The following is a 23,124-nucleotide window of genomic DNA, read 5'->3' as shown; positions in this document are numbered from 1 at the left end:
CAACTCATCGATCGAATCGCACGGGCCATCGACGCTGCACCGGCCCGGATGCGGAACAAATCGCGATTCACTGCCGTTGGTCCCCCGATTATCGGGAGACGAGGCATGTATGATTTCGGCATCCGACACGCCCTTACCGGCTATCGCGTCGCGTACCGTCCGGAGCAGGAGAATTATTGTCCGGGCTGCGGCAGATCGCATTGGGTGATCGGCCGGCTCACGGCGGAATGCGCCTTCTGCGCCACTGCCCTGCCGCTGATGGTGGGCGGGAGCACCGGCACCGGGCTGATCCGCCAGCGGGGCGTGACCGCGCTCGCCGCCTGAACCCGGCTACCGGCGCGCGCTCTCGCGAGCCGGGGCTTCGCGACTTTCCCCGTCGGGCGGATCGGGGGGCTATTGCCGCCGCAGTCGCGGGCGACGCGCCTTGGGCTTGCAGCACGGCGACGAGCCGCTATGCCGCCGCTATGACCGGCGCTCAACTCACGCTCTACAATTCGCTGACCCGCGGGCTGGAAGCCTTCCAGCCGCTCGATCCCGAACGCGGCGTGCGCGTCTATTCCTGCGGGCCGACGGTCTACAACTACGCCCATCTCGGCAACCTGCGCGCCTATGTGTTCACCGATACGCTGAGCCGCGTGCTGACCTGGAAGGGATATGCCCTCACCCATGTGATCAACATCACCGATGTCGGGCATCTGACGTCGGACGCCGATGCCGGCGACGACAAGATGGAGGCGGCGGCCCGCGCCCAGGCGAAGAGCATCTGGGACATCGCGGCGCACTATACGGCTGCCTTCAAGCAGAACATCGCCGACCTCAACATCCGCCAGCCCTCGCGCTGGTCGGTCGCGACCGATCACATCGCCGAGATGATCGACTTTGCCGAGAAGATCGCGCCCGAACATTGCTACGCGCTCGATTCCGGCCTGTATTTCGACGTGACCACCGTGCCCGACTATGGCCGCCTCGCTGGCAATCAGGACGATGCGGCGGAAGGGCGGATCGATCCGGTGGCCGGCAAGCGTCACCCGCAGGACTTCGCCATCTGGCGCAAGTCGCCGCCGGGCGAGCAGCGCCAGATGGAATGGGACAGCCCCTGGGGCAAGGGTGCGCCGGGCTGGCACCTCGAATGCTCGGTGATGAGCATCAAGTATCTGGGGGCGCCGTTCGACATCCATACCGGCGGCATCGATCACCGCGAAATCCATCATCCCAACGAGATCGCGCAGAACCAGGCCTTTTGCGGGTGCGGCGATTCGGGTGCGCATTTCTGGATGCACAACAACTTCCTGGTGGATCGCCAGGGGAAGATGAGCAAGTCCAAGGGCGGCTTCACCACGCTCCAGTCGTTGATCGACGCCGGCGTGCATCCCCTCGCCTATCGCCTCATGTGCCTTTCCGCCCAATATCGCAGCGAGCTGGAATTCTCGGCCGAGAACCTGGCAGCGGCACTCACTCGGCTGAAGCGGCTCGTGATGACCGTGACTGCCCTCAAGGCCCGGGCCGAAGGCGAAGGCATTGCGCCGGAGGCCTGGCTCGCTCGGCTCGACGAGGCGGTATCGGACGATCTCAACACGCCCAGGGCGCTGCCCGCGCTCGACGACCTGCTCGCCGAGAAGAAGCTGTCGCCCGCCGATCGCCTGGCCGGCCTCGCGGCATTCGACGCGGTGCTGGGCCTGCGACTGCTCGAACTGACTCGCGAGGAGCTCCGTATGCGCCCCGTGAGCGCCACGATCACCGTGCAGGAAATCGAGGACCGGCTGGTCGAGCGCAAGGAAGCGCGGCTGGTGAAGGACTTCCAGCGTTCCGACACGATCCGCGACGAACTCGCCGCCACGGGCGTGGAAGTGATGGACGGCGACACGCTGGGCTGGGACTGGAAACCGATGTTCGGCGAAGAGGCGTGAGCATGCGTCGGGGTCCGGACGGCGGGCGCAACTAAGGCCTTTGAACCCGGGCCGGCCACGCGCTAGCCTCCGATGCATGAAGGCCGTACTCCCCGCCCTCGCCCGCCCGCTGGTGGAGCCGCAGCTCCCCGCCGGGCTCGACGTCCACTGGTTCACGAGTACCGACGAAGCGGTCGCGCTCGTCGCGGATGCGGACATCGGCTGGCTCGACAACAACAATCCGCGCGAATGGGCGCGCGCCGTGGCGGCGGCGGACAGGCTGCAATGGCTGTCGACCATCTATGCCGGGCTCGATGCGCTCGATACGAACCTGTTGCGGACGCGCGGCACGCGGGTGACCAACGGCAGCGGCGTCAATGCGCATACCGTGGCCGAATATGCGGTGATGGGCGCGCTGGTTGCGGCCAAGCGCTTCGACCAGGTGGTGCGCGCCGCGGATCGCCACGAATGGCCGACCGATGCGCCCGGCAAGCTCGAACTGTTCGAAAGCAAGGCACTCGTGATCGGCTATGGCACGATCGGGCGACTGATCGGCGAACGCCTCGCCGCCTTTGGCGTCGAGGTGACCGGCGTCACCCGGTCCGGCGCCGCGGGCACGGTAGGCCCGGATGCCTGGCGCGCGCTGCTGCCCGAGACCGACTGGGTGTTCCTTGCCGCGCCCGCCACCACCGAGAGCCGCGCGATGATCGGCGCCGGGGAGCTGGCCGCGATGAAACCCTCCGCCTGGATCGTGAATGTCGGTCGCGGGGAGCTGATCGACCAGGATGCGCTGATCGAGGCCTGCGCCAGGCGACGGATCGGCGGCGCCTTTCTCGACACGGTGACGCCCGAGCCGCTGCCGCCCGAGCATCCCTTGTGGAACACGGCGAACGTTATCCACTCGATGCACCTATCCGGCCGCAGCCAGACGCGGATGTTCCTGCGCGCCGCCGCGCTGTTCGTCGAGAACGCCCGGGCGTTCGTGGAAGGGCGCCCGCTCCGGAACGAAGTCGATCTCGCCGCAGGATATTGAAACTCCCCCGCCCGCCCGAGTTTCGCTTGCATCGGACGCCGTGCGGCGATTAGTTAGTTTCATGCCTAACCAAATCGATGCCGCGTTCGCTGCCCTGGCCGATCCCACCCGCCGCGCGGTGATCGAGCGGCTGGGCGACGGTCCGGCCAGCGTGAGCGCGCTCGCCGCCGGCTTCACCATGGCGATGCCGAGCTTCCTGCAGCATATCCGCCTGCTCGAGGGTGCCGGCCTGGTGCGCACCGCGAAGCAGGGCCGGGTGCGCACCTGCACGCTCGAGCCGCTTGCCCTCGCCGCGGTGGAGCAATGGATCATCGAGCGCCGCCGCGCGACCGAAGCGCGTTACGACCGCCTCGCCCGCTTCCTCGACGCGCAGGACAAGGAGAACGACCATGGCTGAAGCCGTCCACGACAAGTTCGTCATCGAGCGCCGTTTCAAGCAGGCCCCGGCAAGGGTGTTCGCGGCATTCGCCACCGAGGAGGGCAAGGCGCGCTGGTTCTCGGGGCCGAACGAGAGTTGGGAGATGGTCGATCGCCACTTCGATTTCCGGGTGGGCGGCACCGAGCATCTGGAAGGCCGCTGGAAGAGCGGCACGATCACGCGCTTCGACTGTTCCTATCATGACATCGTGCCGGACGGCCGCATCGTCTATGCCTATCGCATGAAGCTGAACGGCAAGCCGATCTCGGTGAACCTCTGCTCGATCGAGCTGCTTCCCGACGGCGACGGCACCCGCCTGCTCCACACCGAGCACGGCATCTATCTGGACGGCTATGAAGACAATGGGTCCCGCTTCCACGGGATCGGCCTTCAGTACGACAAGCTGGCCGAGACACTGCCGGACTGACGGCTTGGTTGCATCAGGGCAGGCATTCGTCGCGCAACGCTATGTCCGCCGCTCTTCGCGGTCCAGCACCGCCTCCGTCCCTTCCCCGGGTTCAGGAGGACCGCCATGCCCGTTGCCGCTCGCCCCATCGTCTTCGCGCCCGCCTTGCTGCTCGCCGCGACCGCCTGTTTCGCCGGCGCCTCCGACAAGGCCACCGCCAATGCCGCCGAGGCAGCCACCGAGCTGGGACAGCAAGGCGCTGCCATCAGCGGTGAGGTCCAGGTGCCGGCAGGTGCGCGGATGGACGGCGGCAAGGTCGTCGCCTGCGCCTCGCCCTATCAGAGCTGCAAGACCAAGATCGAGGCGCCGCTGCGCCAGATCGGCGGTTCGAGCTGGGCTTACGAACTCAAGCTGCCCGATCGCGGGCCATGGCAGCTCATCGCGTGGAAGGATGTGGACGGCGACGACGAAGCTTCGCCGGGCGATTATCTGGGCATTGCCCGCGACGGCGCCGAGATCGCGGCCCCGGCCAGTGCGGTGCGCATCGCGGTGAAGCTGGTCGCGGGCGATCAGAGCGCGGCCAAGGCTTCGAACGGCGACATTCCCGGACTGGCGGGAAACTGGTCGCAATCCTCGACGGCCACGGAGCTGGTGATCGGCTCCAAGATCAAGTTCCAGCCGAGCATGGCGACCGGCTATGGCACCAATCTGGGCGGCACCTTCGGCCCCGGATCGGCGACCAACACCACGATCGTGACCGAGTCCATGCCGGTGACCGTGCGGCGCCAGATGAACCTCGCCATCCGCCGGGACGGCACCTTCACCTGGCGGATCACCAAGATCCAGCCGGAAGGCAAGAGCTGCACCAAGACGATCAATCAGGAGAAGCTGGGCCGCATCCAGACGTCGGGCGGCAAGATGACCTTCGCGATCCAGGGCGGCAACGAGAGCTGGAGCGGCTGCGGCAAGGGCGGCTCGGGCACGATCTCGCCACGCAGCGAGACATACAGCTACAGCAATACGGGCGGCGGGCTGCGGCTGACCGGCCCGGGCGGCGTGAACTGGGCGTTCCGCCGCAGCTGAAAGATTTACCCCGCTGGGGAAATTTTCTGCTTGCGCAATTTTACCCCGGCAGGGTAAGTCGCTCGGGCTATGACGACACTTGCAGGCACCAAGATTCGCCGCTTCCGCGAGGAACGCTCCCTCACCCGCGCCGCGTTCGGCGCGTGGTTCGACATTCCGGGCTCCACGGTCCAGGGCTGGGAGAAGGACGGCAAGCGCGCGAACGCCAAGGTGATGAACCTGATCGCCGCGCACGGCATCGCCGGCGCCGCCGACTGGAACGTCACCGTGCGCGATGCGGAGAACGACATGCATGCAAGCTGGAGCCCGTCGAGCTGGAAGGCGGCGGAGGCGCGCCAGCTGCCCAATTACCCCGATCAGGGCGCGCTCGATGCGGCAACGACGCAGCTCACTTCCTTCCCGCCGCTGGTCTTCGCCGGCGAGGCGCGCGAGCTGACCAGCGAGCTGGCCAAGGTCTCGCGCGGCGAGGCGTTCCTTCTCCAGGGCGGCGACTGCGCCGAGAGCTTCGCCGAGTTCCACCCGAACAACATCCGCGACACCTTCCGCGTCATCCTCCAGATGGCGGTGGTGCTCACCTTCGCCTCGAAGCTGCCGACGGTGAAGCTCGGGCGCATGGCCGGCCAGTTCGCCAAGCCGCGCTCCGCCGATACCGAGACGATCGGCGGGGTGGAGCTGCCCAGCTATCGCGGCGACAACGTCAACGACATCGCCTTCACGCCCGAGGGCCGCACACCCGATCCGCAGCGGATGCTGCAGGGCTATTCGCAGTCGGCGGCGACGCTCAACCTGCTGCGCGCCTTCGCGCAGGGCGGCTATGCCAATCTGCACCAGGTCCACAAATGGACCCACGACTTCATGGGCCGCAGCCCCTGGGCGAAGAAATATGCCGACCTGGCCGACCGGATCGGGGAAGCGCTCGACTTCATGGCCGCCTGCGGCATCGATGCGGACAGCGTGCCGCAGCTCAAGGCGACCAATTTCTACACCAGCCACGAAGCGCTGCTCCTGCCCTATGAGGAAGCGCTCACCCGCCAGGACAGCCTGACCGGCGACTGGTACGACACCAGCGCGCACTTCCTCTGGATCGGCGACCGCACCCGCTTCGAGGGCTCGGCACATGTCGAGTTCCTGCGCGGCATCGGCAATCCGATCGGCATGAAGTGCGGCCCCAGCCTCGAGCCCGACGCGCTGCTGCGCCTGCTCGACGCGCTCAACCCCGGCCGCACGCCGGGACGGATGACGCTGATCACGCGCTATGGCCATGACAAGGTCGAGGCCGGCCTGCCCAAGCTGGTTCGCGCGGTGAAGCGCGAGGGGCATCCGGTGGTGTGGAGCTGCGATCCGATGCACGGCAACGTGATCAAGGCGGCCAATGGCTACAAGACCCGCCCGTTCGAGCGGATCCTGGCCGAAGTGCGCGGTTTCTTCGCGGTGCATCGCGCCGAAGGCACGTTCGCGGGCGGCATCCATGCGGAGATGACGGGGCAGAACGTCACCGAATGCACCGGCGGCGCGATCGACATCACCGAACAGGGCCTCGCCGATCGCTACCACACCCATTGCGACCCACGTCTCAATGCGGGACAGAGCCTGGAACTTGCCTTCCTGCTGGCCGAAATGCTCAACGAGGAAATGGCGGAACGCCGTAAGGCCGCCGCTTGATCAATTGTTGCGGAGCACATCCGTAATTTAGCGGATTTACATCGCTGTCAGCATCTTGGATGGACTGCGCTTTACGCGGAGTTTTAGTTGGCAACGGTGAGGGAGCGTCTGCCAGAGAACTGGGCTGCGTCGGTGCGTCCGGCGCTAATGCTGTTTGCGGGCGCATTGATCGGCTGCATTAGCTGGGCCCTGTGGCATCGCTTCACCGGCAGGAATCCTCCGATCGGCATCGCCATCGGAGTTTCGGTCAGCGGGCTGATCCTGAGCAGCACCCGGCTCTGGCCGCTGCTCGCGATCGCCGTGCTCGCCACCTATGAGATATTCGAACCCCAATATCCGCTGGTGGCCAAGCTCGCCGCGGCGATGGGCCTGGCATTCGGCGCACTGCTGACGGCGTCGATCATCCGGCGGCGCGGCGTCCGGCCCACCGAGTTGCTCGATCCGCGCTCGATCCTGTGGGTATTCGTCGCGGCGCTGGCCGGATCGCTGCTGGCGGCGGGAATCGTCGCGCTCGGCACCATTGCGGCGGGGCGGCCGACCATTTTCGTCGAGAAGTTCGCGCAACAAGGGCTCGGCATGATCCTGGCGGCGCCGCTCGTGCTCGTCTGGGCGACGCCGTTGCGCGAGCGCTGGTCGGCCCTTCGATGGGCCGGCTTCGTCGCCGCCATGCTCCTCTGCGCGATCGTGACGACGGTCGTCTTCCTGCTTCCGCGCGAGGATCCCGTCGCCTGGGCGATCTTCCCGCCGCTCGTGCTCGCGGCGCTGGGCTGGCACCTGCGGGGCGCGACTACCGCCATGGCCATCTGCGCGGTGATCGTGCTGTGGAGCACCGAGATCGCCACCGGGCCGTTCGCGCTCGCCGCGCCCGAGGATCGCGTGCTGCTGGCCCAGATGTTCGTGGCGGTCACCTGCGCGACCATCGTCCTGCTCGCTGCCCATGCGGACGAGCGCCACGCCGAGGAAAAGCTCCGCATCGCCGCCAAGCGGATCGAGGTGTCGCGGCGCAACCTCACCAACATGGCGCGCGACGCCGCCACCGCGGTGGCGATTCTCGACCGGGACATGCGCTATGTCGCCACCTCGCAGCGTTATGTCGCCGATCATCGCCTGCCCGAGGGCGTGGCGCTCGAGGGGCGCAGCCACTTCGAGGTCTTCCCCGATAGCTCGCCCGAGCGCCGCGCCATGTTCGCGCGGGTGCTCGACGGCGAGCAGCTTTCGGGCGACGGCGATCCGCTGCGGCATCCCGATGGCAGCGTCGACTATGTGCGCTGGAGCCACCGCCCCTGGTATGACGAGGATGATCGCATCGCGGGCATCGTGCTGGCGAGCGAGATCGTTACCGCCGAGATGGAGGCGCGCCGCAAGCTGGAAGAGGCCGAGCGCCGCTATCGCGCCGTGTTCGAGCAGGCCGGGGTCGGCGTGGGCCGGCTCTCGCTTCAGGGCGTGTTCCTCGAAGTCAATGATCGGATCTGCGAGCTCACCGGCCATCCTCGCGAAGCGCTGATCGGCGAGAGCTGCCGCAAGACCAGCACCGCCGAGGAGTGGCCGGCGACAATGGACGGGATCCGGGCGCTCGCGCGCGGCGAGGTTGCCTATTATTCGGACGATCGCATGGTGGTGACGCATGAAGGCGCGCTGTGCCCCGTGCACTGCACCGCCAACCTCGTCCGCTCGGGCGACGGCACCGAAGACTATATCGCCATCGTGCTCCAGGACATCTCGCCGCGCATCGCCACGCAGCGCGCGCTGGAGGAAAGCGAGAGGCTGCTCCGGCTTGCCCAGGAAGCTGCCGGCGTGGGTGTGTGGGAGATCGACCTGGTGCGCGGCGGCTCGCGCCACTCCCCGCAGAGCGCGCGCCTGTTCGGTCTCGAATGGCACGAGGGCGAGTATCGCATGGCCGATGTCGCCGATCGGCTCGGCCCGGAACAGGTCGCCGAGCTGCGCCGGGCGATCGGCAGCGCCAGGCGGATCAAGGGCCCGCTCGACATGACCTTGCGGCTGGCAATGCCTGATGGGGAAGCGCGCTGGGTGACGCTGCAGGGCCGTTACGACCCGCATGACGGCCAACCGCGACTGCTCGGCCTGGTGATCGACATCACGCACGACATGGAAGCCGATGCCCAATTGCGCGAAGTGCACGAGAAGCTGCTCCGTCTTGCCCGGCTGAACGCCATGGGGGCAATGGCCTCGACGCTGGCGCACGAACTCAACCAGCCGCTCGCCGCGATCACCAACTATATCGAGGCTTGCCGCTATCTCACGCGCTCGCGCGGCGAGCCGGACCACGACATCCTCGACGCGCTCGACCATGCGCGGGTACAGGCGCTGCGCGCCGGCGACATCATCCGCAAGATCCGCTCCTTCACGGTGAGCGGCGAGATCGTCCAGGCAAGCTTCGACCTGAACGCGGTGATCTATTCGGCCAGCGCGGCGGTGCGGCAGCTCAAGATATCGCAGGGAGCGCGGATCGATTGCGATTTCGATCCCGCGCCCGCCAATCTGATCGGCGACGCCCTCCAGATCGAACAAGTGCTGAGCAATCTGATCCGCAACGGCGTGGAGGCGACGACGGATCGCGCCCGGCGCGAAGTGAGCGTGACGACCCGGGTCGGACCGGAGGAAGTCGTGGTGCAGATCGCCGATAGCGGCGCCGGCCTCAGCGAAGCGATGCTCGACAATCTCTTCGAGCCCTTCCGCACCACGAAGGAGAGCGGCACCGGGCTCGGCCTGCCGATCTGCCGCACGATCGTCGAGGCGCATGGCGGCCGGCTCTGGGCGGAGAACGGCCCGGGCGGCGGGGCGATCTTCAGCTTCGCGCTGCCGATCGCGGAGACGCGCGAAACCGCCCGGCTCCATGACGAAACATACTGAAACACCCCTGCAAGACCGGCCTTCCAGGAGCGAACCCAGCCGGCGCCTTGCCCCTCTGTGCCGCCGGCTCCCCAAACTACGGGGCGGCCGGACTGCAACCTCCGGCCGCCCTGGCCTTTCTCGGGGCCCGGTCTTTCTCGGGGCCCGGCCCTTCTCAGGGCCCGGCCTGCCTCAGGGATAGAGATCGACGATCTCCGCGCCCTCGCCTTCCGCGGCGAGCAGCAGCGTACGGTGGCAATGTTCGGGATTGCGCTCGAAGCAGAGCAGCGCGCTCGGCTTCTCCGCGGCCAGCGCCCGCATCATCGCCGCCTCTGCCTGCGCCTCGGGCAGATGGAGCTGCCCGGCATAGACTTGGCGCAGCGTCTGCACATCGCCCTTCTTGGCGGCATCGCGGCCGGGCTTGGGGGTGCCCAGATTCTTGAGCAGCACATAGTCGATTCCCGCTGCCTTCAGGCTCGCGGCAAGGATGTTCTTGGAAAAACCCGGCCGCCGCGAGAGCGGCACGGCGCGCACGTCGATCACCCGCTCCACCCCGGCCTTGCGCAGCGCGGCGATGAATTCGTCCATCGTCGTCGCCTCATAGCCGATGGTGAAGATCCTCATGCGGCCGCCTTCTCTCCCCGGAGCGCATGGACCGCGCCCCAGGCGATCAACGCCTGGCCGACGAAATAGGTCGGCCAGACCAGCAGCTGCGGGATCGGCGAGCCCGCCAGCGGGCCCATGCGCAGGAAGATCAGCCAGTCGGAGACGAAGAACAGCAGCGCGCCCGCCGCGACCAGCGTGCCGAGCCGGCTGAGCATCGCCGAAGCGGTCATCAGCGCGAGGCCGAACACATAGACCGCGAGCAGTTCCGGATTGGGCAGCGTTCCGAACACGTACCAGGCGAACACCGCCACCGCGGCGGCAACGGGCGGGGCGATCCAGTTGGCCGCGGGAATGCGGGGGTGACGCAGGTACAGATAGCTCGCCAGCAAGTGGCCGGCCATGAAGGCCACCGCGCCGGTGGTGAGCCCGTGCAGCTCCAGCAGCACGTCGCCCAGCGCGCCGAGCGCCAGCACCGCGCCGATCATCCGCCCGTCCTGGTTGACCGCCTTGCCGCGCGCCCAGAAGGCGAGCAGGCCGACACCGGCCCCCTTCCAGACGATGGCGGCGACTCCGCCGGCTTCCAGCCAGTAATTGGCATAATAGCTGGCGCCGGCGATCAGGGCGGCGGCGAAGAGCGGTTCGATGCGGGAACGGTCCATCCGCCCTTGATGCCGTGTCACTGGCGCTCTGCCAAGCATGGCTCTATCGGAAACCGATGCACGACATTCATATCATCGGCGGCGGCCTGGCCGGCTCGGAAGCCGCCTGGCAGCTCGCGAACAAGGGTTTCAGGGTCCGCCTCTCCGAAATGCGCGGCAGCGGCACCATGACCCCGGCGCACCAGACCGAAGGGCTCGCGGAGCTGGTCTGCTCCAACAGCTTCCGTTCGGACGATGCGCAGAACAACGCCGTCGGCCTGCTCCACCAGGAGATGCGCGACCTGGGCTCGCTGATCATGGCCGAAGGCGACCGGCACAAGGTGCCCGCCGGCTCGGCCCTGGCGGTGGACCGCGACGGCTTCTCCGACGGCGTGACCGCGGCGCTGACGGCCCATCCGAACATCGAGATCGTCCGCGAGCGCGTGGACAGGCTGCCCGAGGCGGGGCTGACGATCATCGCCACCGGCCCGCTCACCGCGCCGGGCCTCGCCGAGAGCATCGGCATCGCGACCGGCAAGGACCAGCTCGCCTTCTTCGATGCGATCGCCCCGATCGTCCACCGCGAGAGCATCGACATGGAAACCGCCTGGTTCCAGTCGCGCTGGAACAAGGTGGGGCCTGGCGGCACCGGCAAGGACTATATCAACTGCCCGATGACCAAGGAGCAGTATCTCGCTTTCCACGCGGCCCTGCTCGCGGGGGAGAAGACCGAGTTCCGCGAATGGGAGAATGTCCCCTATTTCGAAGGCTGCATGCCGGTCGAGGTAATGGCCGAGCGGGGAGTCGATACCCTGCGCTTCGGGCCGATGAAGGGCGTGGGGCTCGACGATCCCCGAACCGGGCGCTGGCCCTATGCGGTGGTCCAGCTGCGACAGGACAATGCCTCCGGCACGCTATGGAACATGGTCGGATTCCAGACGAAACTTAAATATGCTGATCAAGTTGCTCTTTTCAGGACCATTCCTGGTCTCGAGAAGGCCGAGTTCGCGCGCCTGGGCGGGCTGCACCGCAACACGTTCATCAAGTCGCCCGAACTGCTCGACGGCGAGCTGCGCCTGAGAAGCGCCCCGCATATCCGCTTCGCCGGGCAGATCACCGGCTGCGAAGGCTATGTCGAGAGTTCGGCGATCGGGCTGCTGGCGGGGCGCTTCGCGGCCGCGGAGCTGGCGGGCGAGACTCTGGCGCCGCCGCCGCGCGAAATGGCGCTGGGCGCCCTGCTCTCGCACATCACCGGAGAGGCGGAAGCCGAAACCTACCAGCCGATGAACGTCAATTTCGGGCTGTTCCCGCCGATCCCGGGCAAGACCAAGAAGGCGGACCGCAAACAGATGTACACCGGCCGTGCCCGCGAGGCGATGCAGGGCTGGATGGCTCAGTCCTCGTTGTCGCCCGCTTCCTGACGCGGCGCTTCCGGCGCCTGCGCCTTGGCCGGGGCGCAGGCGCAGCGCGGCCTGGCGTTGCGCTTCACCGCGGTAGTGGCGAACTCGGCGCGGGTGAGCGTGCCGGACTTGTCCTTGTCGGCGCCCTGGAAGCGCTCGACTGCCTTCACCGACCATTCCTCGAAGCTCAGCTTGCCGTCGCGATCGGTGTCGAGCTTGGCGAATAGCTTGCGGCGCAGGGCGAAATATTCGTCCTTGGCGATCGTGTCGTTCTTGTCCTTGTCGATCCGGTCGAAGCGCTTCTGCTCGCGCGTCCTGGCAGTGGCGCTGGGCGGCTCGGCGGGGAGATTCTGCTCCGTTTCGGAGGTGATTGCCGCCACGAGGGGCGGCGGGACCCTGGTTTCGGTGCTCGCGGAGCCCCGGAACAGGAACAGCCCGGCCACGACCAGCAGCAATGCGCCGCCCGCGCCCACCAGATAGCGCCACATCACTTCGCTCTCCCCCTCTGAGGCGGGGGAGAGGCTAGCCGGGAGCCCGGTCAGCGTCCAGTGAGGCGGTGCCAGAGCAGCCGGCCCACCCGGGCCGGCGCGCCCGCCGGTTTCGGCGCATCGGCGAGATCCAGCCGCGCCCGGTGCGCAAGCGCGCCGAGCGCGCGTGCCGGGCGGCTCCAATGTGCCCGGCCGGCGGCATCGAGCAGCGGGCGGGCGAGGTTGCGCGCGATGGCGCGCTCCTCCCCGGCCTGGAGGTTGTGCGCGAGATCGGCCAGCGCCCAGCCCTGCCCCGCCGCCGCCAAGGGGTCGCCCTTGCTGCCGAGCACCATGCCCGCGGCGACGAACAACTGCCCTCGCCCCTCGCCGAAGCGGCGCATCGCATCGGCGTCGAGAGTCTCCTCCTCGATCAGCACTTCCCAGCCATGGACGATCGGCACCAGCGACGCGCCGGGGATGCCATGGCGCAGCACCTCGGCCTGAAGCGCCTTGAGCACCGGCTCCGCGGGCGCGGGCGCGTGGTCGAGCTTCTCCAGCGCCTCGCGCCACCAGGCGAGCCGCATCTGCCCGAGCGCAGGCTCACGCGTGGTGCGCAACAGCCGGGCGAGCGCGTCGTCGAGCGCGAGCAGTGCCAGCAACCCTGCCCGGCGCGCGACCGGGGCATAGGTGAGGATCAGATCGCGTTCCGGATCCTCCACGATCCCCGTCATGCCGGCCCTCCGTTGCATAAGGGTACCGTTAACCATCCGGATTTATACGTAATTAGCGACAATTGATCCAAGGTGCCTCGTTGATCGGGGACGGGGGGCCCTTCCATGCACGAAGGACGGCTGAATTTGGCGACCGCGCGCGCCTTCATGGGCAGGTTTGCGCGCGACGTGCGCGCCAACACGCTGGCCATCATGACCATGGCACTGATCCCGCTGGCGGGCATGGTGGGCGGCGGCGTGGACATCAGCCGCATGTACATCGTCAAGACGCGCCTGCAACATGCTTGCGACGCGGGCGCGCTCGCCGGCCGCAAGGCGATGGGCGGCGGCGTGTGGAACTTCAACAATTACTACGCCCGCACCCAGGCCGAGAAGTTCTTCGACGCGAACTACAACGCGTCCGCCTATGGTGTGACCGCGCGCGCGCGTGCCTTTTCCGAAAATGCCGGCAAGGTGAGCGGCACGGCATCCGCGGACCTGCCGATGACGCTGATGCGCATCTTCGGCAAGACCAGCGAGACGCTGTCGGTGAACTGCGACGCCGAAATGCGCCTGCCCAACACCGATGTGATGTTCGTGCTGGATACCACGGGCTCCATGAACGACGATGACGGGCGGGGCACGAGGAAGATCACTGGCCTGAAGGTCGCGGTCAAATGCTTCTACGAGATCGTGGCCCGACTGGATACCGACGCGGACTGCACCACCGGCACGCCCAGCGGCGGCACGGGCAGCCAGGTTCAGCTCCGCTTCGGCTTTGTCCCCTATGCCACCAACGTCAATGTGGGCAGGTTGCTCAAGCCCGAATGGATGCCGGACAACTGGACATACCAGACGCGCAAGCTCGCCAACACGCCATCCGGGAACTGGGGAGCGTGGTCGAAGGAATATTCCGGGTATTGCAGCGACATCCCTGACGACACCGAGGCACGTCAGTATACGATAACCTCGAGCCGTCGCGGCAATTGCACCTACATGCTCCGCGATTGGGTCGGCACGGCGACCAAGTGGAACTACGGGCCGTTGAGCCAGCCGATATCGACTCTGAAGAACGGGACCGGCTGGAACAACAGCTTCACGTTGCCGATCGGCCCGGGCGGCGCCCAGAAGACGATCAATTGGGACGGTTGCATCGAAGAGCGCAAGACGGTCTGGCAGAACAGCTATTCGCCGATCCCGGCGGGGGCGAAGGATCTCGACATCGACCTGGTGCCGAATTCGGACGAGACGCGCTGGGGCCCGGTGCTGAACGACGTGATCTACACGCGAAAGACGGGCGTCCGCCAGGCCGGCAGCTTCAGCCTGCCTGCCGATAACGGCACCAACGCGATATACACGAACGGTGACTATTACGCTTGCCCCGTCCCGGCGAAAAAGATGCAAGTCTGGGCGTCGGCGACGGATTTCGACAACTATGTCGACAGCCTGACGCCGAACGGAAACACCTATCACGATATCGGCCTGCTATGGGGTGCGCGCCTGCTATCGCCCTCGGGCATCTTCAAATCGGAGAACGAATATACGCCGCAAGGCGGCGAGATCGAGCGGCACCTGATCTTCATGACCGACGGCGACACCTGCACCGGAACCAACAACTACACCGCATATGGCGTCCTCTGGTTCGACCGACGCACGACCGATCCCTCGGCCGCGCCGACAGACGGTTGCACCGATACCGGCACCCTGACCACGCAGGTCAACGCGCGCTATTCGGCGTTGTGCGAGGCAGTGAAGAACAAGAACATCACGCTTTGGGTGATCGCCTTCGGCAATCTCGCGACCACGACCGAGACCCGCCTGAAGAACTGCGCTTCCAGCGGCCGCTACTTCAAGGCGACCGACGCCAGCACCCTGCAGCAGACCTTCAAGTCGATCGCCGACCAGATCTCGCAGCTCAGGCTTACCAAATGACGCGTTTCCGCTCCTTCCTCCGGCGCGCCCGGCCCCTGGCGCGGGACGCGCGCGGCGTGACGGTGGTGGAGTTCGCGATCGTGGCGCCGGTGATGGGCCTGTTCCTCCTCGGCGGGTTCGACATCGCGCACACGCTCTACATGCGCGCCGTGCTGCAGGGCATCGTGCAGAAGACGGCGCGCGATTCCACGCTGGAGGACGCGGGAGACCCCGAGGTCCAGTCCCGGCTCGACGGCGCCGTGATCGCCCAGGCCAAGGCACTGGCGAACAATGCCGTGGTGGCGATCACGCGCCGCAACTACCGGACCTTCTCCGATGCATCGGCGGCCCGCGCGGAAGCATGGACCGATACCGACCGCAACGGCACCTGCAACAATGGCGAGCCCTATGAGGACGCCAACCAGAACGGCACCTGGGACAAGGACGGCGGCAATGCCGGCCAGGGCGGCGCCAAGGACGCCGTGCTCTACACGGTGAAGGTGTCCTATCCGCGCTTCTTCCCGATCTACAATTTCATCGGCGGATCGAGGACGACGACCGTGACGGCATCGACGGTGCTCAAGAACCAGCCCTTTGGCGACCAGGGCAGCTATGGCACGCCGACGGTGCGGTACTGCTCATGACCCGCGCCCTTCCCCGCCTCGCGCGCCTGCGCCGCCTGGGTGGCGATACCAGCGGGCTGGCGCTGCTCGAGTTCGCCTTCATCCTGCCGATCGTGCTGACCCTGAGCCTGGCCGGCGCGGAGATGACCAACTACATCATCACCAAGATGCGCATCAGCCAGATCGCCCTGCATCTGGCCGACAACGCGTCGCGCATCGGCACCGGCAGCCAGCTTCAGGCCAAGACGATCAGCGAGATCGACATCAACGACCTGCTGACCGGTGCCCAGCTGCAATCCGGGGAACTCGACCTGTTCACCAACGGCCGGGTGATCATCTCGGACCTGGAGCCGATGGCCAATCCCAATACCAGCGGGAAGTACAAGATCGTCTGGCAGCGCTGCAAGGGCGCGGTCACCGGCTTCTCGCCGCAATATGGCAATCTGAGGGATCCGAGCACCACGACGTCCAACATGGACGGCATGGGCCCGCAGAATCGGCAGGTGATGGCACCCGATGGCGGCGCGACGATGTATGTCGAGGTCTATTACAACTACAAGCCGCTGATCAGGACCTCGCTCACCCCCGGCGGCGCCATTTCCGAGATCGCATCGATGATGGTTCGCGACCGGCGCGACCTCAGCCAGATCTACAATGCCGAGAACGTCGCCAAGGCAACGTGCTGATCGCATGAAAAAGGCCGGGGTCTCCCCCGGCCCTTCCCATATCCGATGCGGCCTCGCGGGGCTCGGCCCCGGCATCAGCCCTTGTAGGTGACCTTCTTCACTGCCGCGACCACCTTGTCCGCGGTGATCAGCGCCAGCTTCTCGAGGTTCGCGGCATAGGGCAGCGGCACGTCCTCGTTGGTCACGCGCAGCACCGGCGCGTCGAGGTCGTCAAAGCCCTGCTCCATCGCCACGGCGACGATCTCCGACGAGATCGAGCAGACCGGCCAGCCTTCTTCCACCACCACCATGCGGTTGGTCTTCTTCAGGCTTTCGAGCACGGTCGCCGTGTCCAGCGGACGCAGGGTGCGCAGGTCGATGACTTCCGCGTCGACGCCCTCGGCCGCGAGCTTCTCGGCGGCTTCGAGCGCGACGCCGACGCCGATCGAATAGCTGACGATCGTCACGTCCTTGCCGGCACGGACGATGCGCGCCTTGCCGATCGGCAGCACGTAATCGTCGAGCTTCGGCACTTCGAAGGTGCGGCCGTACATCAGCTCGTTCTCGAGGAAGACGACCGGGTCTTCCGAGCGGATCGCCGCCTTGAGCAGGCCCTTGGCGTCCTGCGCGTCATAGGGCGCGATCACGATCAGGCCGGGCACGCTGGCATACCAGGGCCCATAGTTCTGCGAGTGCTGCGCGGCGACGCGCGAAGCGGCGCCGTTGGGGCCGCGGAACACGATCGGGCAGCGCATCTGGCCGCCGGACATATAGTTGGTCTTGGCCGCCGAGTTCACGATGTGGTCGATCGCCTGCATCGCGAAGTTGAAGGTCATGAACTCGACGATCGGCTTGAGGCCGCCCATCGCCGCGCCCGAGCCGAGACCGGCAAAGCCATATTCGGTGATCGGCGTGTCGATCACGCGCTTGGCACCGAACTCCTCGAGCAGGCCCTGGGTCACCTTGTAGGCGCCCTGATATTCGGCGACTTCCTCGCCCATCACGAAGACGCGCGGATCCTTGCGCATCTCCTCGGCCATCGCGTCGCGCAGCGCCTCGCGGACAGTCGTCTTGACCATCTCGGTGCCCTCCGGGATCGCGGGATCCTTGACGGTGGCGGCCTTTTCGCTGGCGAGCTGCTTGGTGCCGCTATCGGCCTTTTTGGGGCCGCCATCCTCGCCGGCGGCGGGCTCCGCCGGCGCGGGCGCCGGGGCCGGGGCAGCGGCGGGCGTCGGCGCGGAGGCATCCTCGCCCTCGCCCGCGATCGTGGCGATCACGGTGCCGACCTTCACATTGTCGGTGCCCTCGGCGACCAGGATCCTGGCGATCGTGCCCTCGTCGACGGCCTCGAACTCCATCGTCGCCTTGTCGGTCTCGATCTCGGCGAGGATGTCGCCCGACTTCACCGTGTCGCCTTCCTTGACGAGCCACTTGGCGAGCGTGCCCTCTTCCATCGTGGGCGACAGCGCCGGCATCTTCAGTTCGATCGCCATCTCAGTAGGACTCCACCAGCACGTCGGTATACAGTTCGGAAGGATCGGGTTCGGGGGTCTGCTCGGAGAAGTCCGCCGCCTCGTTCACGATCTTGCGGATCTCCGCCTCGATCGCCTTCAGCTCCGCCTCGGTGACCTTCATGTCCTCCAGCTCGTGCTTCACCTGCTCGATCGGGTCCGACTTGTCGCGGACCGACTGGACTTCCTCGCGGCTGCGATACTTGGCCGGATCGGACATGGAGTGGCCGCGGTAGCGATAGGTCTTCATCTCGAGGATGATCGGGCCCTTGCCCGAACGGACCCATTCCAGCGCCTCCTCGGCGGCACCGCGGCAGGCGAGCACGTCCATGCCGTCCACCTGGATGCCGGGGATGCGGAAGCTCTCGCCGCGCTTGTAGAGCTGGTCTTCCGCCGAGGAGCGGTTGACCGAAGTGCCCATGGCGTACTGGTTGTTCTCGATCACATAGATGATCGGGAGCTTCCACAGCTCGGCCATGTTGAACGATTCATAGACCTGGCCCTGGTTCGCGGCGCCGTCGCCGAAATAGGCCATGGCGACGCCGCCATCCTCGTTATACTTGTGCGCGAACGCCAGGCCGGTGCCGAGCGCGACCTGCGCGCCGACGATGCCGTGCCCGCCGTAGAATTTCTTCTCGGTCGAGAACATGTGCATCGAGCCGCCCTTGCCCTTCGAGATGCCGGCGGCGCGGCCCGTGAGCTCGGCCATGATCACCTTGGGGTCGATGCCATAGGCAAGCATATGGCCGTGATCGCGATAGCCCGTGATCACCGAATCCTTGTCGCCGTCGAGTGCCGACTGCAGGCCGACCGCAACCGCTTCCTGGCCGATATAGAGGTGGCAGAAACCGCCGATGAAGCCGAGGCCGTAGAGCTGGCCCGCCTTCTCCTCGAAGCGGCGGATCAGGAGCATCTGCTTGTAGAACTCGAGCAGTTCCTCCTTCGAAGCCTGGTAGCGCTGCGGCTCGTCGGGCCGCTCGCGATTGGTCTTTGCGGGTTCAGTCGATTTGCGAGCCGGTGCTTTGGCCACGATCAGGAAATCCTCGTCCGGGGAGGGGGAAGGCGGGTGCCTATAAGCGCGTTTTCGCCCGCCGCGCAACTAACGCGGGAATGCGCGTGCCGTTCAGTTGACGCCACGGCAATTGCAGTCTGCGCAACCAGGGGTGCAGATTGCGTACGCTGCAATGCAGCGTCCAGAGATCAGCGCCCGGCGGGTGCCGGCGCATGCTTCTGGAGGGGGATCACGACCTCGTCCGGGCGGACGACGTTCAGCTGCTTGCGCGCCAGTTCGTCGGCCAGGTCGGGATCGACCCCGCGCTTCTTGTCGAGCAGATCGACTCGATTCTTGAGCGCGGCGCGCTGCTTGTCGAGCGCGCCATATTCCGCCTTCTTCTGCTCATACTCCGCCTTGGTCTGCTTGGTCTGCATGATGCCGGTCGGCCCGAGCACGGCGTTGTAGCCGAAGAAGCCGATGGCGATCAGCGTCAGCGCGGGCAGCCCGGCCCGGCGAAGCAAGGTCTGGAACGGAGAAGCGGTACGCGAGCGCATCTGGTGTTTTTCGCTTAACCACGCGCCGCGCGCAAGGCCCGTATTGGTGCGGAGACGTGAGTCGCCGCCCTGCCCCCTTGCGGACGCGTTGCCGCGGGCGGGCGCGTCAGAATGCCAGGCGAACGCGCCCGACCACGCGATCTCCGCTATGGCCCAGGTCGGCGAATGGCGAGGCGTTCGTCCGGCGGGCGAAGTCGGTGCCGACATAATCGAGCCCGATCGTGAAGGGAAACTGGCTATACTCCAGCCCCAGCCGCCAGTCGGTATAATCGCCCAGGGGCCTGAGCCGGGCGGCGCGCACCGGATCGTCCGTGCTTCCCGTGCTGCGCCCCAGCGTCGCGGATACGGACAGCGGCGTCGCCGGGATGCCGGCATCGGCGGACGCGAACAGATAGAGATTGTCCCCGCCAATGGCGCGCTGGCCCGGCGCATAGACCGCGCCGACGCCCAGCCGCAACGGCCCCAGCGTATAGCTGCCCCGGGCACCCAGTTCGACATAGTCCATGCGCTCGCGCGCGCCGGTGAACAGATGGGCGGTCACATGCCCGCGTAGCCGGAACGGCCCGGCATCGGTCGCCGCTCCCAGTTCCAGGTCCGCCACGGCATCGGCATCGGCGTGCCTCGGCGCATTGCGCATGCTCACGATCCGGACGGACGCGTCCGCCGCGCCGATCGCCACCAGCGCATCGGCAGAGGCCACTGCCCGCCCGCCGCTCCAGCTCAGGCCGCGCCGGCTCTCGTCGGTTGCCAGCTCCACGCCACCGGAGATGTCCTGCGCCTGGGCCGCCGCGCTCGAGAATATTGCCAGCGCCGCCGCCGGCAGCAGAATTGCACGCGCCACGTTCATATCCCGCGATTCACTCCCTTCGGCTCGATCTCTGCCTTCAGCACCGCCTGGTCCTCACCCGCCACGGTCAGCAGGTGCGCGCGGATGTCCTCGGCGCGCCGGGCGATTTCCCCCGTTACCGCATTATCGCTTGCGCCACACCAGCCGGGGCGGCTTCCCTCCAGGATCGCCCTGCGATCGATCCTGCGGCTCGACCGCAGCTTCTGGCCCGACCGTGCCTCGCGCTCGATGCGCAGGTGCGCGCGCCAGGTGCAGCGCAGCGTGGACGGCATGCCCGCCTTGGTGACCGAGCCGATCTGTCGCCGAAGCAGGACGACGCGCGCACGGTAATGCGCGTCGATCCTTTCGCCGGCATGGTCGAAGCTCGTGCGATGCTCCAGCGTGGAATGGACCGGTTCCGGTACTGCAAACGCCAGCCCGAGCGCGAGAACAATGCTCATGGATCATCTCCTTGCGGCACACCGGTTCCTGCCGACCGGTCTCTCCCGGCGGATGGACAAGCGCGCACCGCCGCGCAACCACAGGGTCCCGAAGGAAACATTTCCTCACAATATGGGGGATCGGGGAGACGGTCTTCAGATCGCCCCGGCCGACACAGGCACATAATCCATCGGTTATCTCCGATGTATCTTGACTAAGCTCAACACATCGGCAATTCCCGTTGCATGGAAATGGACTCGGCCCTGGCCGCGCTCGCGGCGCTTGCCCACCCCACCCGTCTCGATGCCTTCCGGCTCCTGGTCCGGCACGAGCCGGCGGGGCTGTCCACCGGCGATCTGGTCGAGGCGAGCGGACTTACGCAGAGCACCTTCTCCACCCATCTCGCCGTCCTGGCCAAGGCCGGCCTCGTGACCGCCGAGAAGCGCGGCCGCCAGCAGATCCAGCGCGCAAGCATCGACACCCTGCGCGCATTGATGACCTTCCTTGCGAAGGACTGCTGCGAGGGGCGCCCGGAACTGTGCGAGCCGCTGCTCGCGGACCTTGCCTGCTGCTGAGGGAAGCATCGCCCGTGACCGACATAGTCATCTATCACAATCCGGAATGCGGCACCTCGCGCAACGTGCTGGCGCTGATCCGGAACTCCGGCGTCGAACCGCATGTCGTGGAGTATCTGAAGTCGCCGCCGGCCAGGGCGCTGTTGGTCGAGCTGATCGGCCGCGCCGGCATGACTCCGCGGGAACTCCTGCGCGAGAAGGGCACGCCCTATGCCGATCTCGGGCTGGGTGATGCCGCGCTCTCCGACGATGCGCTGATCGACGCGATGATGGCGCATCCGATCCTCATCAATCGGCCGCTGGTGGTGACGCCGATGGGGGTGCGGCTGTGCCGACCGTCGGAAACCGTGCTCGACCTGCTGCCCGATCCCCAGCGGGGCGCCTTTGCCAAGGAAGATGGCGAGCGGGTCGTCGATGCGGCGGGGCGCCGCATTCCTTCGGCGTGACCGGGCGCGCGATCCTTGCGGAGGCGTTGGGCAGCGCGATGCTGTTCGCCACCGTGATCGGCTCCGGCATGATGGCGGAGCGGCTGTCCGGCGGGAACATCGCCGTCGCGCTGCTCGGCAACACGCTGGCCACCGGCGCGATCCTGTTCGTGCTCATCACGATGCTGGCTCCGGTCTCGGGCGCACACCTGAACCCCGCCGTCACGCTGGTGATGCACCTGCGCGGGCAAACCCGCACCGGCACGGCAATCGCCTATGTCACGGCGCAGTTGGTCGGCGGGATTCTCGGCGTCTGGCTCGCGCATCTGATGTTCGACGTGCCGGTCTTCCAGCTGTCGACCAGGATCCGCAGTGGCGGCGGCCAATGGACCAGCGAGGCGGTCGCCACTTTCGGGCTTTTGTTCACGATCCTCGGAACGGCGAAGATGCGGCCCGCCAGCATTCCGGCCAGCGTGGCGCTCTATATCACCGCTGCCTATTGGTTCACGGCATCGACCAGCTTCGCCAACCCGGCGATCACGATCGCCCGCTCCCTGAGCGACAGCTTTGCCGGCATCGCCACGGCCTGCGTGCCCGGCTTCATCGCCGCCCAGCTGGCGGGCGCGGGCGCGGCGCATTTCGCGGCCAACCTGCTTTTCACCGAAACCCCCAAGGCATCCACATGAGCCGTATCCGCATCCTCCCCGATCCCGACCATCTTCCGGCGCTCGACCCCGCGTTCGCCATCGATCGCCCGGCGCTCGGCCTTGGCGACGATCAGCCGCCGCCGCGCATCCTGCTCCTCTACGGCTCGTTGCGGCAGCGCTCCTTCTCGCGCCTGTGCATCGAGGAGGCGGCGCGCCTCCTCCGGCGGTTCGGCGCGGAGACGCGCATCTTCGATCCCTCCGACCTGCCCCTGCCCGATCAGGTCGGCGGCGACGATCATCCGGCCGTCCACGAGCTTCGCGCGCTGTCGATATGGTCGGAAGGACAGGTCTGGTGCAGCCCCGAACGGCATGGCCAGATCACCGGCGTGATGAAGGCGCAGATCGATCACCTGCCATTATCCATGGGCGGAATGCGCCCGACCCAGGGCCGAACCCTGGCCGTCATGCAGGTCTCCGCCGGTTCGCAGTCGTTCAACAGCGTCAACACGCTGCGTATCCTGGGCCGGTGGATGCGGATGTTCACCATCCCCAACCAGTCGTCGGTCGCGATGGCCTATAAGGAGTTCGGCGACGACGACCGGATGCGGCCCTCGAGCTATTATGACCGCATCGTCGATGTGATGGAGGAGCTCGTCCGCATGACGGTGCTGATGCGCCCGCACGCCGTTCAGCTGGTCGACCGATATTCCGAGCGCCGGGCAGCGGGCATCCTGGCACGCACCGAAGATCATTCGGCGATCGCGATCGGCCAATCGCGATAGCGATGGAGACG

General features: G+C 66.9%; 25 protein-coding genes. 16 read left to right on the top strand and 9 right to left on the bottom strand.

The annotated features are described in order from the left end of the window. Positions 1-105 precede the first annotated feature (105 nt). From CAP40_RS11795 to CAP40_RS11760, 8 genes are all read left to right on the top strand, one after another. A complete protein-coding gene (locus tag CAP40_RS11795) occupies positions 106-324 on the top strand; it encodes a hypothetical protein (RefSeq protein ID WP_086129710.1) in 219 nt (72 codons plus the stop codon). A 140-nt stretch (positions 325-464) separates the two neighbouring features. Beyond that, positions 465-1,907: a cysteine--tRNA ligase gene (cysS, locus tag CAP40_RS11790; RefSeq protein WP_086129709.1), complete on the top strand. Its 1,443-nt coding sequence runs from the start codon at positions 465-467 to the stop codon at positions 1,905-1,907. Positions 1,908-1,983: 76 nt separating this feature from the next. After that, positions 1,984-2,919 (top strand): NAD(P)-dependent oxidoreductase, encoded by a 936-nt coding sequence (locus CAP40_RS11785; RefSeq protein ID WP_086129708.1) that lies wholly within the window; start codon positions 1,984-1,986, stop codon positions 2,917-2,919. 61 nt (positions 2,920-2,980) lie between these two features. After that, complete coding sequence (locus tag CAP40_RS11780) at positions 2,981-3,316, top strand: helix-turn-helix transcriptional regulator (protein WP_086129707.1); 336 nt, start codon at positions 2,981-2,983, stop codon at positions 3,314-3,316. Next, entirely contained in the window at positions 3,309-3,764 is a 456-nt protein-coding gene (locus CAP40_RS11775; RefSeq protein ID WP_086129706.1) for an SRPBCC family protein, read from the top strand. Before CAP40_RS11780 ends, CAP40_RS11775 begins: the two co-directional genes overlap by 8 nt. A 105-nt stretch (positions 3,765-3,869) precedes the next feature. Beyond that, positions 3,870-4,826, top strand: coding sequence for a hypothetical protein (locus tag CAP40_RS11770; protein WP_086129705.1), 957 nt, complete (start codon positions 3,870-3,872; stop codon positions 4,824-4,826). Positions 4,827-5,114: 288 nt separating this feature from the next. Then, complete coding sequence (locus CAP40_RS11765) at positions 5,115-6,488, top strand: class II 3-deoxy-7-phosphoheptulonate synthase (protein ID WP_086130080.1); 1,374 nt, start codon at positions 5,115-5,117, stop codon at positions 6,486-6,488. 147 nt (positions 6,489-6,635) lie between these two features. After that, positions 6,636-9,359, top strand: coding sequence for a PAS domain S-box protein (locus tag CAP40_RS11760; protein ID WP_086129704.1), 2,724 nt, complete (start codon positions 6,636-6,638; stop codon positions 9,357-9,359). Between the two features lie 171 nt (positions 9,360-9,530). On the opposite strand, the gene CAP40_RS11755 is transcribed toward CAP40_RS11760, so the two are convergent. Both CAP40_RS11755 and CAP40_RS11750 read right to left on the bottom strand, forming a co-directional pair. Then, positions 9,531-9,962, bottom strand: coding sequence for a DUF488 family protein (locus CAP40_RS11755; protein ID WP_086129703.1), 432 nt, complete (start codon positions 9,960-9,962; stop codon positions 9,531-9,533). Then, positions 9,959-10,603 (bottom strand): lysoplasmalogenase family protein, encoded by a 645-nt coding sequence (locus CAP40_RS11750; protein ID WP_086129702.1) that lies wholly within the window; start codon positions 10,601-10,603, stop codon positions 9,959-9,961. Before CAP40_RS11750 ends, CAP40_RS11755 begins: the two co-directional genes overlap by 4 nt. Before the next feature lie 56 nt (positions 10,604-10,659). Between CAP40_RS11750 and trmFO the strand changes: the two genes are divergently transcribed. After that, positions 10,660-12,003: a methylenetetrahydrofolate--tRNA-(uracil(54)-C(5))-methyltransferase (FADH(2)-oxidizing) TrmFO gene (trmFO, locus tag CAP40_RS11745; RefSeq protein WP_086129701.1), complete on the top strand. Its 1,344-nt coding sequence runs from the start codon at positions 10,660-10,662 to the stop codon at positions 12,001-12,003. Here the strand turns inward: trmFO and CAP40_RS11740 are convergent. Further along, a complete protein-coding gene (locus CAP40_RS11740) occupies positions 11,976-12,470 on the bottom strand; it encodes an EF-hand domain-containing protein (protein WP_086129700.1) in 495 nt (164 codons plus the stop codon). The genes trmFO and CAP40_RS11740 overlap by 28 nt on opposite strands. A 50-nt stretch (positions 12,471-12,520) precedes the next feature. Further along, positions 12,521-13,180, bottom strand: a complete 660-nt coding sequence (locus CAP40_RS11735; RefSeq protein WP_086129699.1) for a squalene/phytoene synthase family protein — start codon at positions 13,178-13,180, stop codon at positions 12,521-12,523. A 126-nt stretch (positions 13,181-13,306) separates the two neighbouring features. On the opposite strand from CAP40_RS11735, the gene CAP40_RS11730 reads away from it, so the two are divergent. From CAP40_RS11730 to CAP40_RS11720, 3 genes are read left to right on the top strand one after another with little or no spacing between them, the layout of a single operon-like run. Continuing rightward, positions 13,307-15,091, top strand: a complete 1,785-nt coding sequence (locus CAP40_RS11730) for a TadE/TadG family type IV pilus assembly protein (RefSeq protein ID WP_179188122.1) — start codon at positions 13,307-13,309, stop codon at positions 15,089-15,091. Beyond that, the gene (locus tag CAP40_RS11725) at positions 15,088-15,714 is read left to right on the top strand and encodes a TadE/TadG family type IV pilus assembly protein (RefSeq protein ID WP_086129697.1); all 627 of its coding nucleotides are present in this window, start codon (positions 15,088-15,090) and stop codon (positions 15,712-15,714) included. Before CAP40_RS11730 ends, CAP40_RS11725 begins: the two co-directional genes overlap by 4 nt. Continuing rightward, positions 15,711-16,379 (top strand): TadE/TadG family type IV pilus assembly protein, encoded by a 669-nt coding sequence (locus tag CAP40_RS11720; RefSeq protein WP_086129696.1) that lies wholly within the window; start codon positions 15,711-15,713, stop codon positions 16,377-16,379. Before CAP40_RS11725 ends, CAP40_RS11720 begins: the two co-directional genes overlap by 4 nt. A 74-nt stretch (positions 16,380-16,453) precedes the next feature. Here CAP40_RS11720 and CAP40_RS11715 read toward each other — a convergent pair whose 3' ends face one another. From CAP40_RS11715 to CAP40_RS11695, 5 genes are all read right to left on the bottom strand, one after another. Next, positions 16,454-17,851 carry a pyruvate dehydrogenase complex E1 component subunit beta gene (locus CAP40_RS11715; RefSeq protein ID WP_086129695.1) on the bottom strand — a complete coding sequence of 466 codons (1,398 nt, stop codon included), beginning with the start codon at positions 17,849-17,851 and terminating at the stop codon, positions 16,454-16,456. 1 nt (position 17,852) lies between these two features. Next, a complete protein-coding gene (gene pdhA / locus CAP40_RS11710; RefSeq protein WP_086129694.1) occupies positions 17,853-18,899 on the bottom strand; it encodes a pyruvate dehydrogenase (acetyl-transferring) E1 component subunit alpha in 1,047 nt (348 codons plus the stop codon). 170 nt (positions 18,900-19,069) lie between these two features. Further along, positions 19,070-19,417, bottom strand: coding sequence for a septum formation initiator family protein (locus CAP40_RS11705; protein WP_086129693.1), 348 nt, complete (start codon positions 19,415-19,417; stop codon positions 19,070-19,072). Positions 19,418-19,523: 106 nt separating this feature from the next. Beyond that, positions 19,524-20,264 carry a TorF family putative porin gene (locus CAP40_RS11700; RefSeq protein ID WP_086129692.1) on the bottom strand — a complete coding sequence of 247 codons (741 nt, stop codon included), beginning with the start codon at positions 20,262-20,264 and terminating at the stop codon, positions 19,524-19,526. Beyond that, positions 20,261-20,704, bottom strand: a complete 444-nt coding sequence (locus tag CAP40_RS11695) for a hypothetical protein (RefSeq protein WP_086129691.1) — start codon at positions 20,702-20,704, stop codon at positions 20,261-20,263. The genes CAP40_RS11700 and CAP40_RS11695 overlap by 4 nt, the downstream gene beginning before the upstream one ends. 225 nt (positions 20,705-20,929) lie before the next feature. On the opposite strand from CAP40_RS11695, the gene CAP40_RS11690 reads away from it, so the two are divergent. Genes CAP40_RS11690 through arsH form a run of 4 tightly spaced genes read left to right on the top strand, consistent with a single transcriptional unit; the run spans position 20,930 to position 23,113 of the window. Then, complete coding sequence (locus CAP40_RS11690) at positions 20,930-21,259, top strand: helix-turn-helix transcriptional regulator (RefSeq protein WP_086129690.1); 330 nt, start codon at positions 20,930-20,932, stop codon at positions 21,257-21,259. Positions 21,260-21,273: 14 nt separating this feature from the next. Then, positions 21,274-21,705, top strand: coding sequence for an arsenate reductase (glutaredoxin) (arsC, locus tag CAP40_RS11685; RefSeq protein ID WP_086129689.1), 432 nt, complete (start codon positions 21,274-21,276; stop codon positions 21,703-21,705). Then, entirely contained in the window at positions 21,702-22,370 is a 669-nt protein-coding gene (locus CAP40_RS11680; protein WP_086129688.1) for an MIP/aquaporin family protein, read from the top strand. Before arsC ends, CAP40_RS11680 begins: the two co-directional genes overlap by 4 nt. Further along, positions 22,367-23,113 carry an arsenical resistance protein ArsH gene (arsH, locus tag CAP40_RS11675; protein WP_086129687.1) on the top strand — a complete coding sequence of 249 codons (747 nt, stop codon included), beginning with the start codon at positions 22,367-22,369 and terminating at the stop codon, positions 23,111-23,113. The genes CAP40_RS11680 and arsH overlap by 4 nt, the downstream gene beginning before the upstream one ends. Positions 23,114-23,124: the final 11 nt, after the last annotated feature.

It is taken from the genome of Sphingomonas sp. IBVSS2, from assembly GCF_002127225.1.
Classification (GTDB): Bacteria; Pseudomonadota; Alphaproteobacteria; order Sphingomonadales; family Sphingomonadaceae; genus Sphingomonas.
This window is presented reverse-complemented; position numbering and strand designations above follow the sequence as displayed.

Excerpts from the sequence above, each read along its gene's own strand:
- CAP40_RS11795 (WP_086129710.1), top strand. The coding sequence starts at position 106 with ATGTATGATTTCGGCATCCGACACGCCCTTACCGGCTATCGCGTCGCG.
- cysS (WP_086129709.1), top strand. The coding sequence starts at position 465 with ATGACCGGCGCTCAACTCACGCTCTACAATTCGCTGACCCGCGGGCTG.
- CAP40_RS11785 (WP_086129708.1), top strand. The coding sequence starts at position 1,984 with ATGAAGGCCGTACTCCCCGCCCTCGCCCGCCCGCTGGTGGAGCCGCAG.
- CAP40_RS11780 (WP_086129707.1), top strand. The coding sequence starts at position 2,981 with ATGCCTAACCAAATCGATGCCGCGTTCGCTGCCCTGGCCGATCCCACC.
- CAP40_RS11775 (WP_086129706.1), top strand. The coding sequence starts at position 3,309 with ATGGCTGAAGCCGTCCACGACAAGTTCGTCATCGAGCGCCGTTTCAAG.
- CAP40_RS11770 (WP_086129705.1), top strand. The coding sequence starts at position 3,870 with ATGCCCGTTGCCGCTCGCCCCATCGTCTTCGCGCCCGCCTTGCTGCTC.
- CAP40_RS11765 (WP_086130080.1), top strand. The coding sequence starts at position 5,115 with ATGCATGCAAGCTGGAGCCCGTCGAGCTGGAAGGCGGCGGAGGCGCGC.
- CAP40_RS11760 (WP_086129704.1), top strand. The coding sequence starts at position 6,636 with ATGCTGTTTGCGGGCGCATTGATCGGCTGCATTAGCTGGGCCCTGTGG.
- CAP40_RS11755 (WP_086129703.1), bottom strand. The coding sequence starts at position 9,962 with ATGAGGATCTTCACCATCGGCTATGAGGCGACGACGATGGACGAATTC.
- CAP40_RS11750 (WP_086129702.1), bottom strand. The coding sequence starts at position 10,603 with ATGGACCGTTCCCGCATCGAACCGCTCTTCGCCGCCGCCCTGATCGCC.
- trmFO (WP_086129701.1), top strand. The coding sequence starts at position 10,660 with ATGCACGACATTCATATCATCGGCGGCGGCCTGGCCGGCTCGGAAGCC.
- CAP40_RS11740 (WP_086129700.1), bottom strand. The coding sequence starts at position 12,470 with ATGTGGCGCTATCTGGTGGGCGCGGGCGGCGCATTGCTGCTGGTCGTG.
- CAP40_RS11735 (WP_086129699.1), bottom strand. The coding sequence starts at position 13,180 with ATGACGGGGATCGTGGAGGATCCGGAACGCGATCTGATCCTCACCTAT.
- CAP40_RS11725 (WP_086129697.1), top strand. The coding sequence starts at position 15,088 with ATGACGCGTTTCCGCTCCTTCCTCCGGCGCGCCCGGCCCCTGGCGCGG.
- CAP40_RS11720 (WP_086129696.1), top strand. The coding sequence starts at position 15,711 with ATGACCCGCGCCCTTCCCCGCCTCGCGCGCCTGCGCCGCCTGGGTGGC.
- CAP40_RS11715 (WP_086129695.1), bottom strand. The coding sequence starts at position 17,851 with ATGGCGATCGAACTGAAGATGCCGGCGCTGTCGCCCACGATGGAAGAG.
- CAP40_RS11705 (WP_086129693.1), bottom strand. The coding sequence starts at position 19,417 with ATGCGCTCGCGTACCGCTTCTCCGTTCCAGACCTTGCTTCGCCGGGCC.
- CAP40_RS11700 (WP_086129692.1), bottom strand. The coding sequence starts at position 20,264 with ATGAACGTGGCGCGTGCAATTCTGCTGCCGGCGGCGGCGCTGGCAATA.
- CAP40_RS11695 (WP_086129691.1), bottom strand. The coding sequence starts at position 20,704 with ATGAGCATTGTTCTCGCGCTCGGGCTGGCGTTTGCAGTACCGGAACCG.
- CAP40_RS11690 (WP_086129690.1), top strand. The coding sequence starts at position 20,930 with ATGGAAATGGACTCGGCCCTGGCCGCGCTCGCGGCGCTTGCCCACCCC.
- arsH (WP_086129687.1), top strand. The coding sequence starts at position 22,367 with ATGAGCCGTATCCGCATCCTCCCCGATCCCGACCATCTTCCGGCGCTC.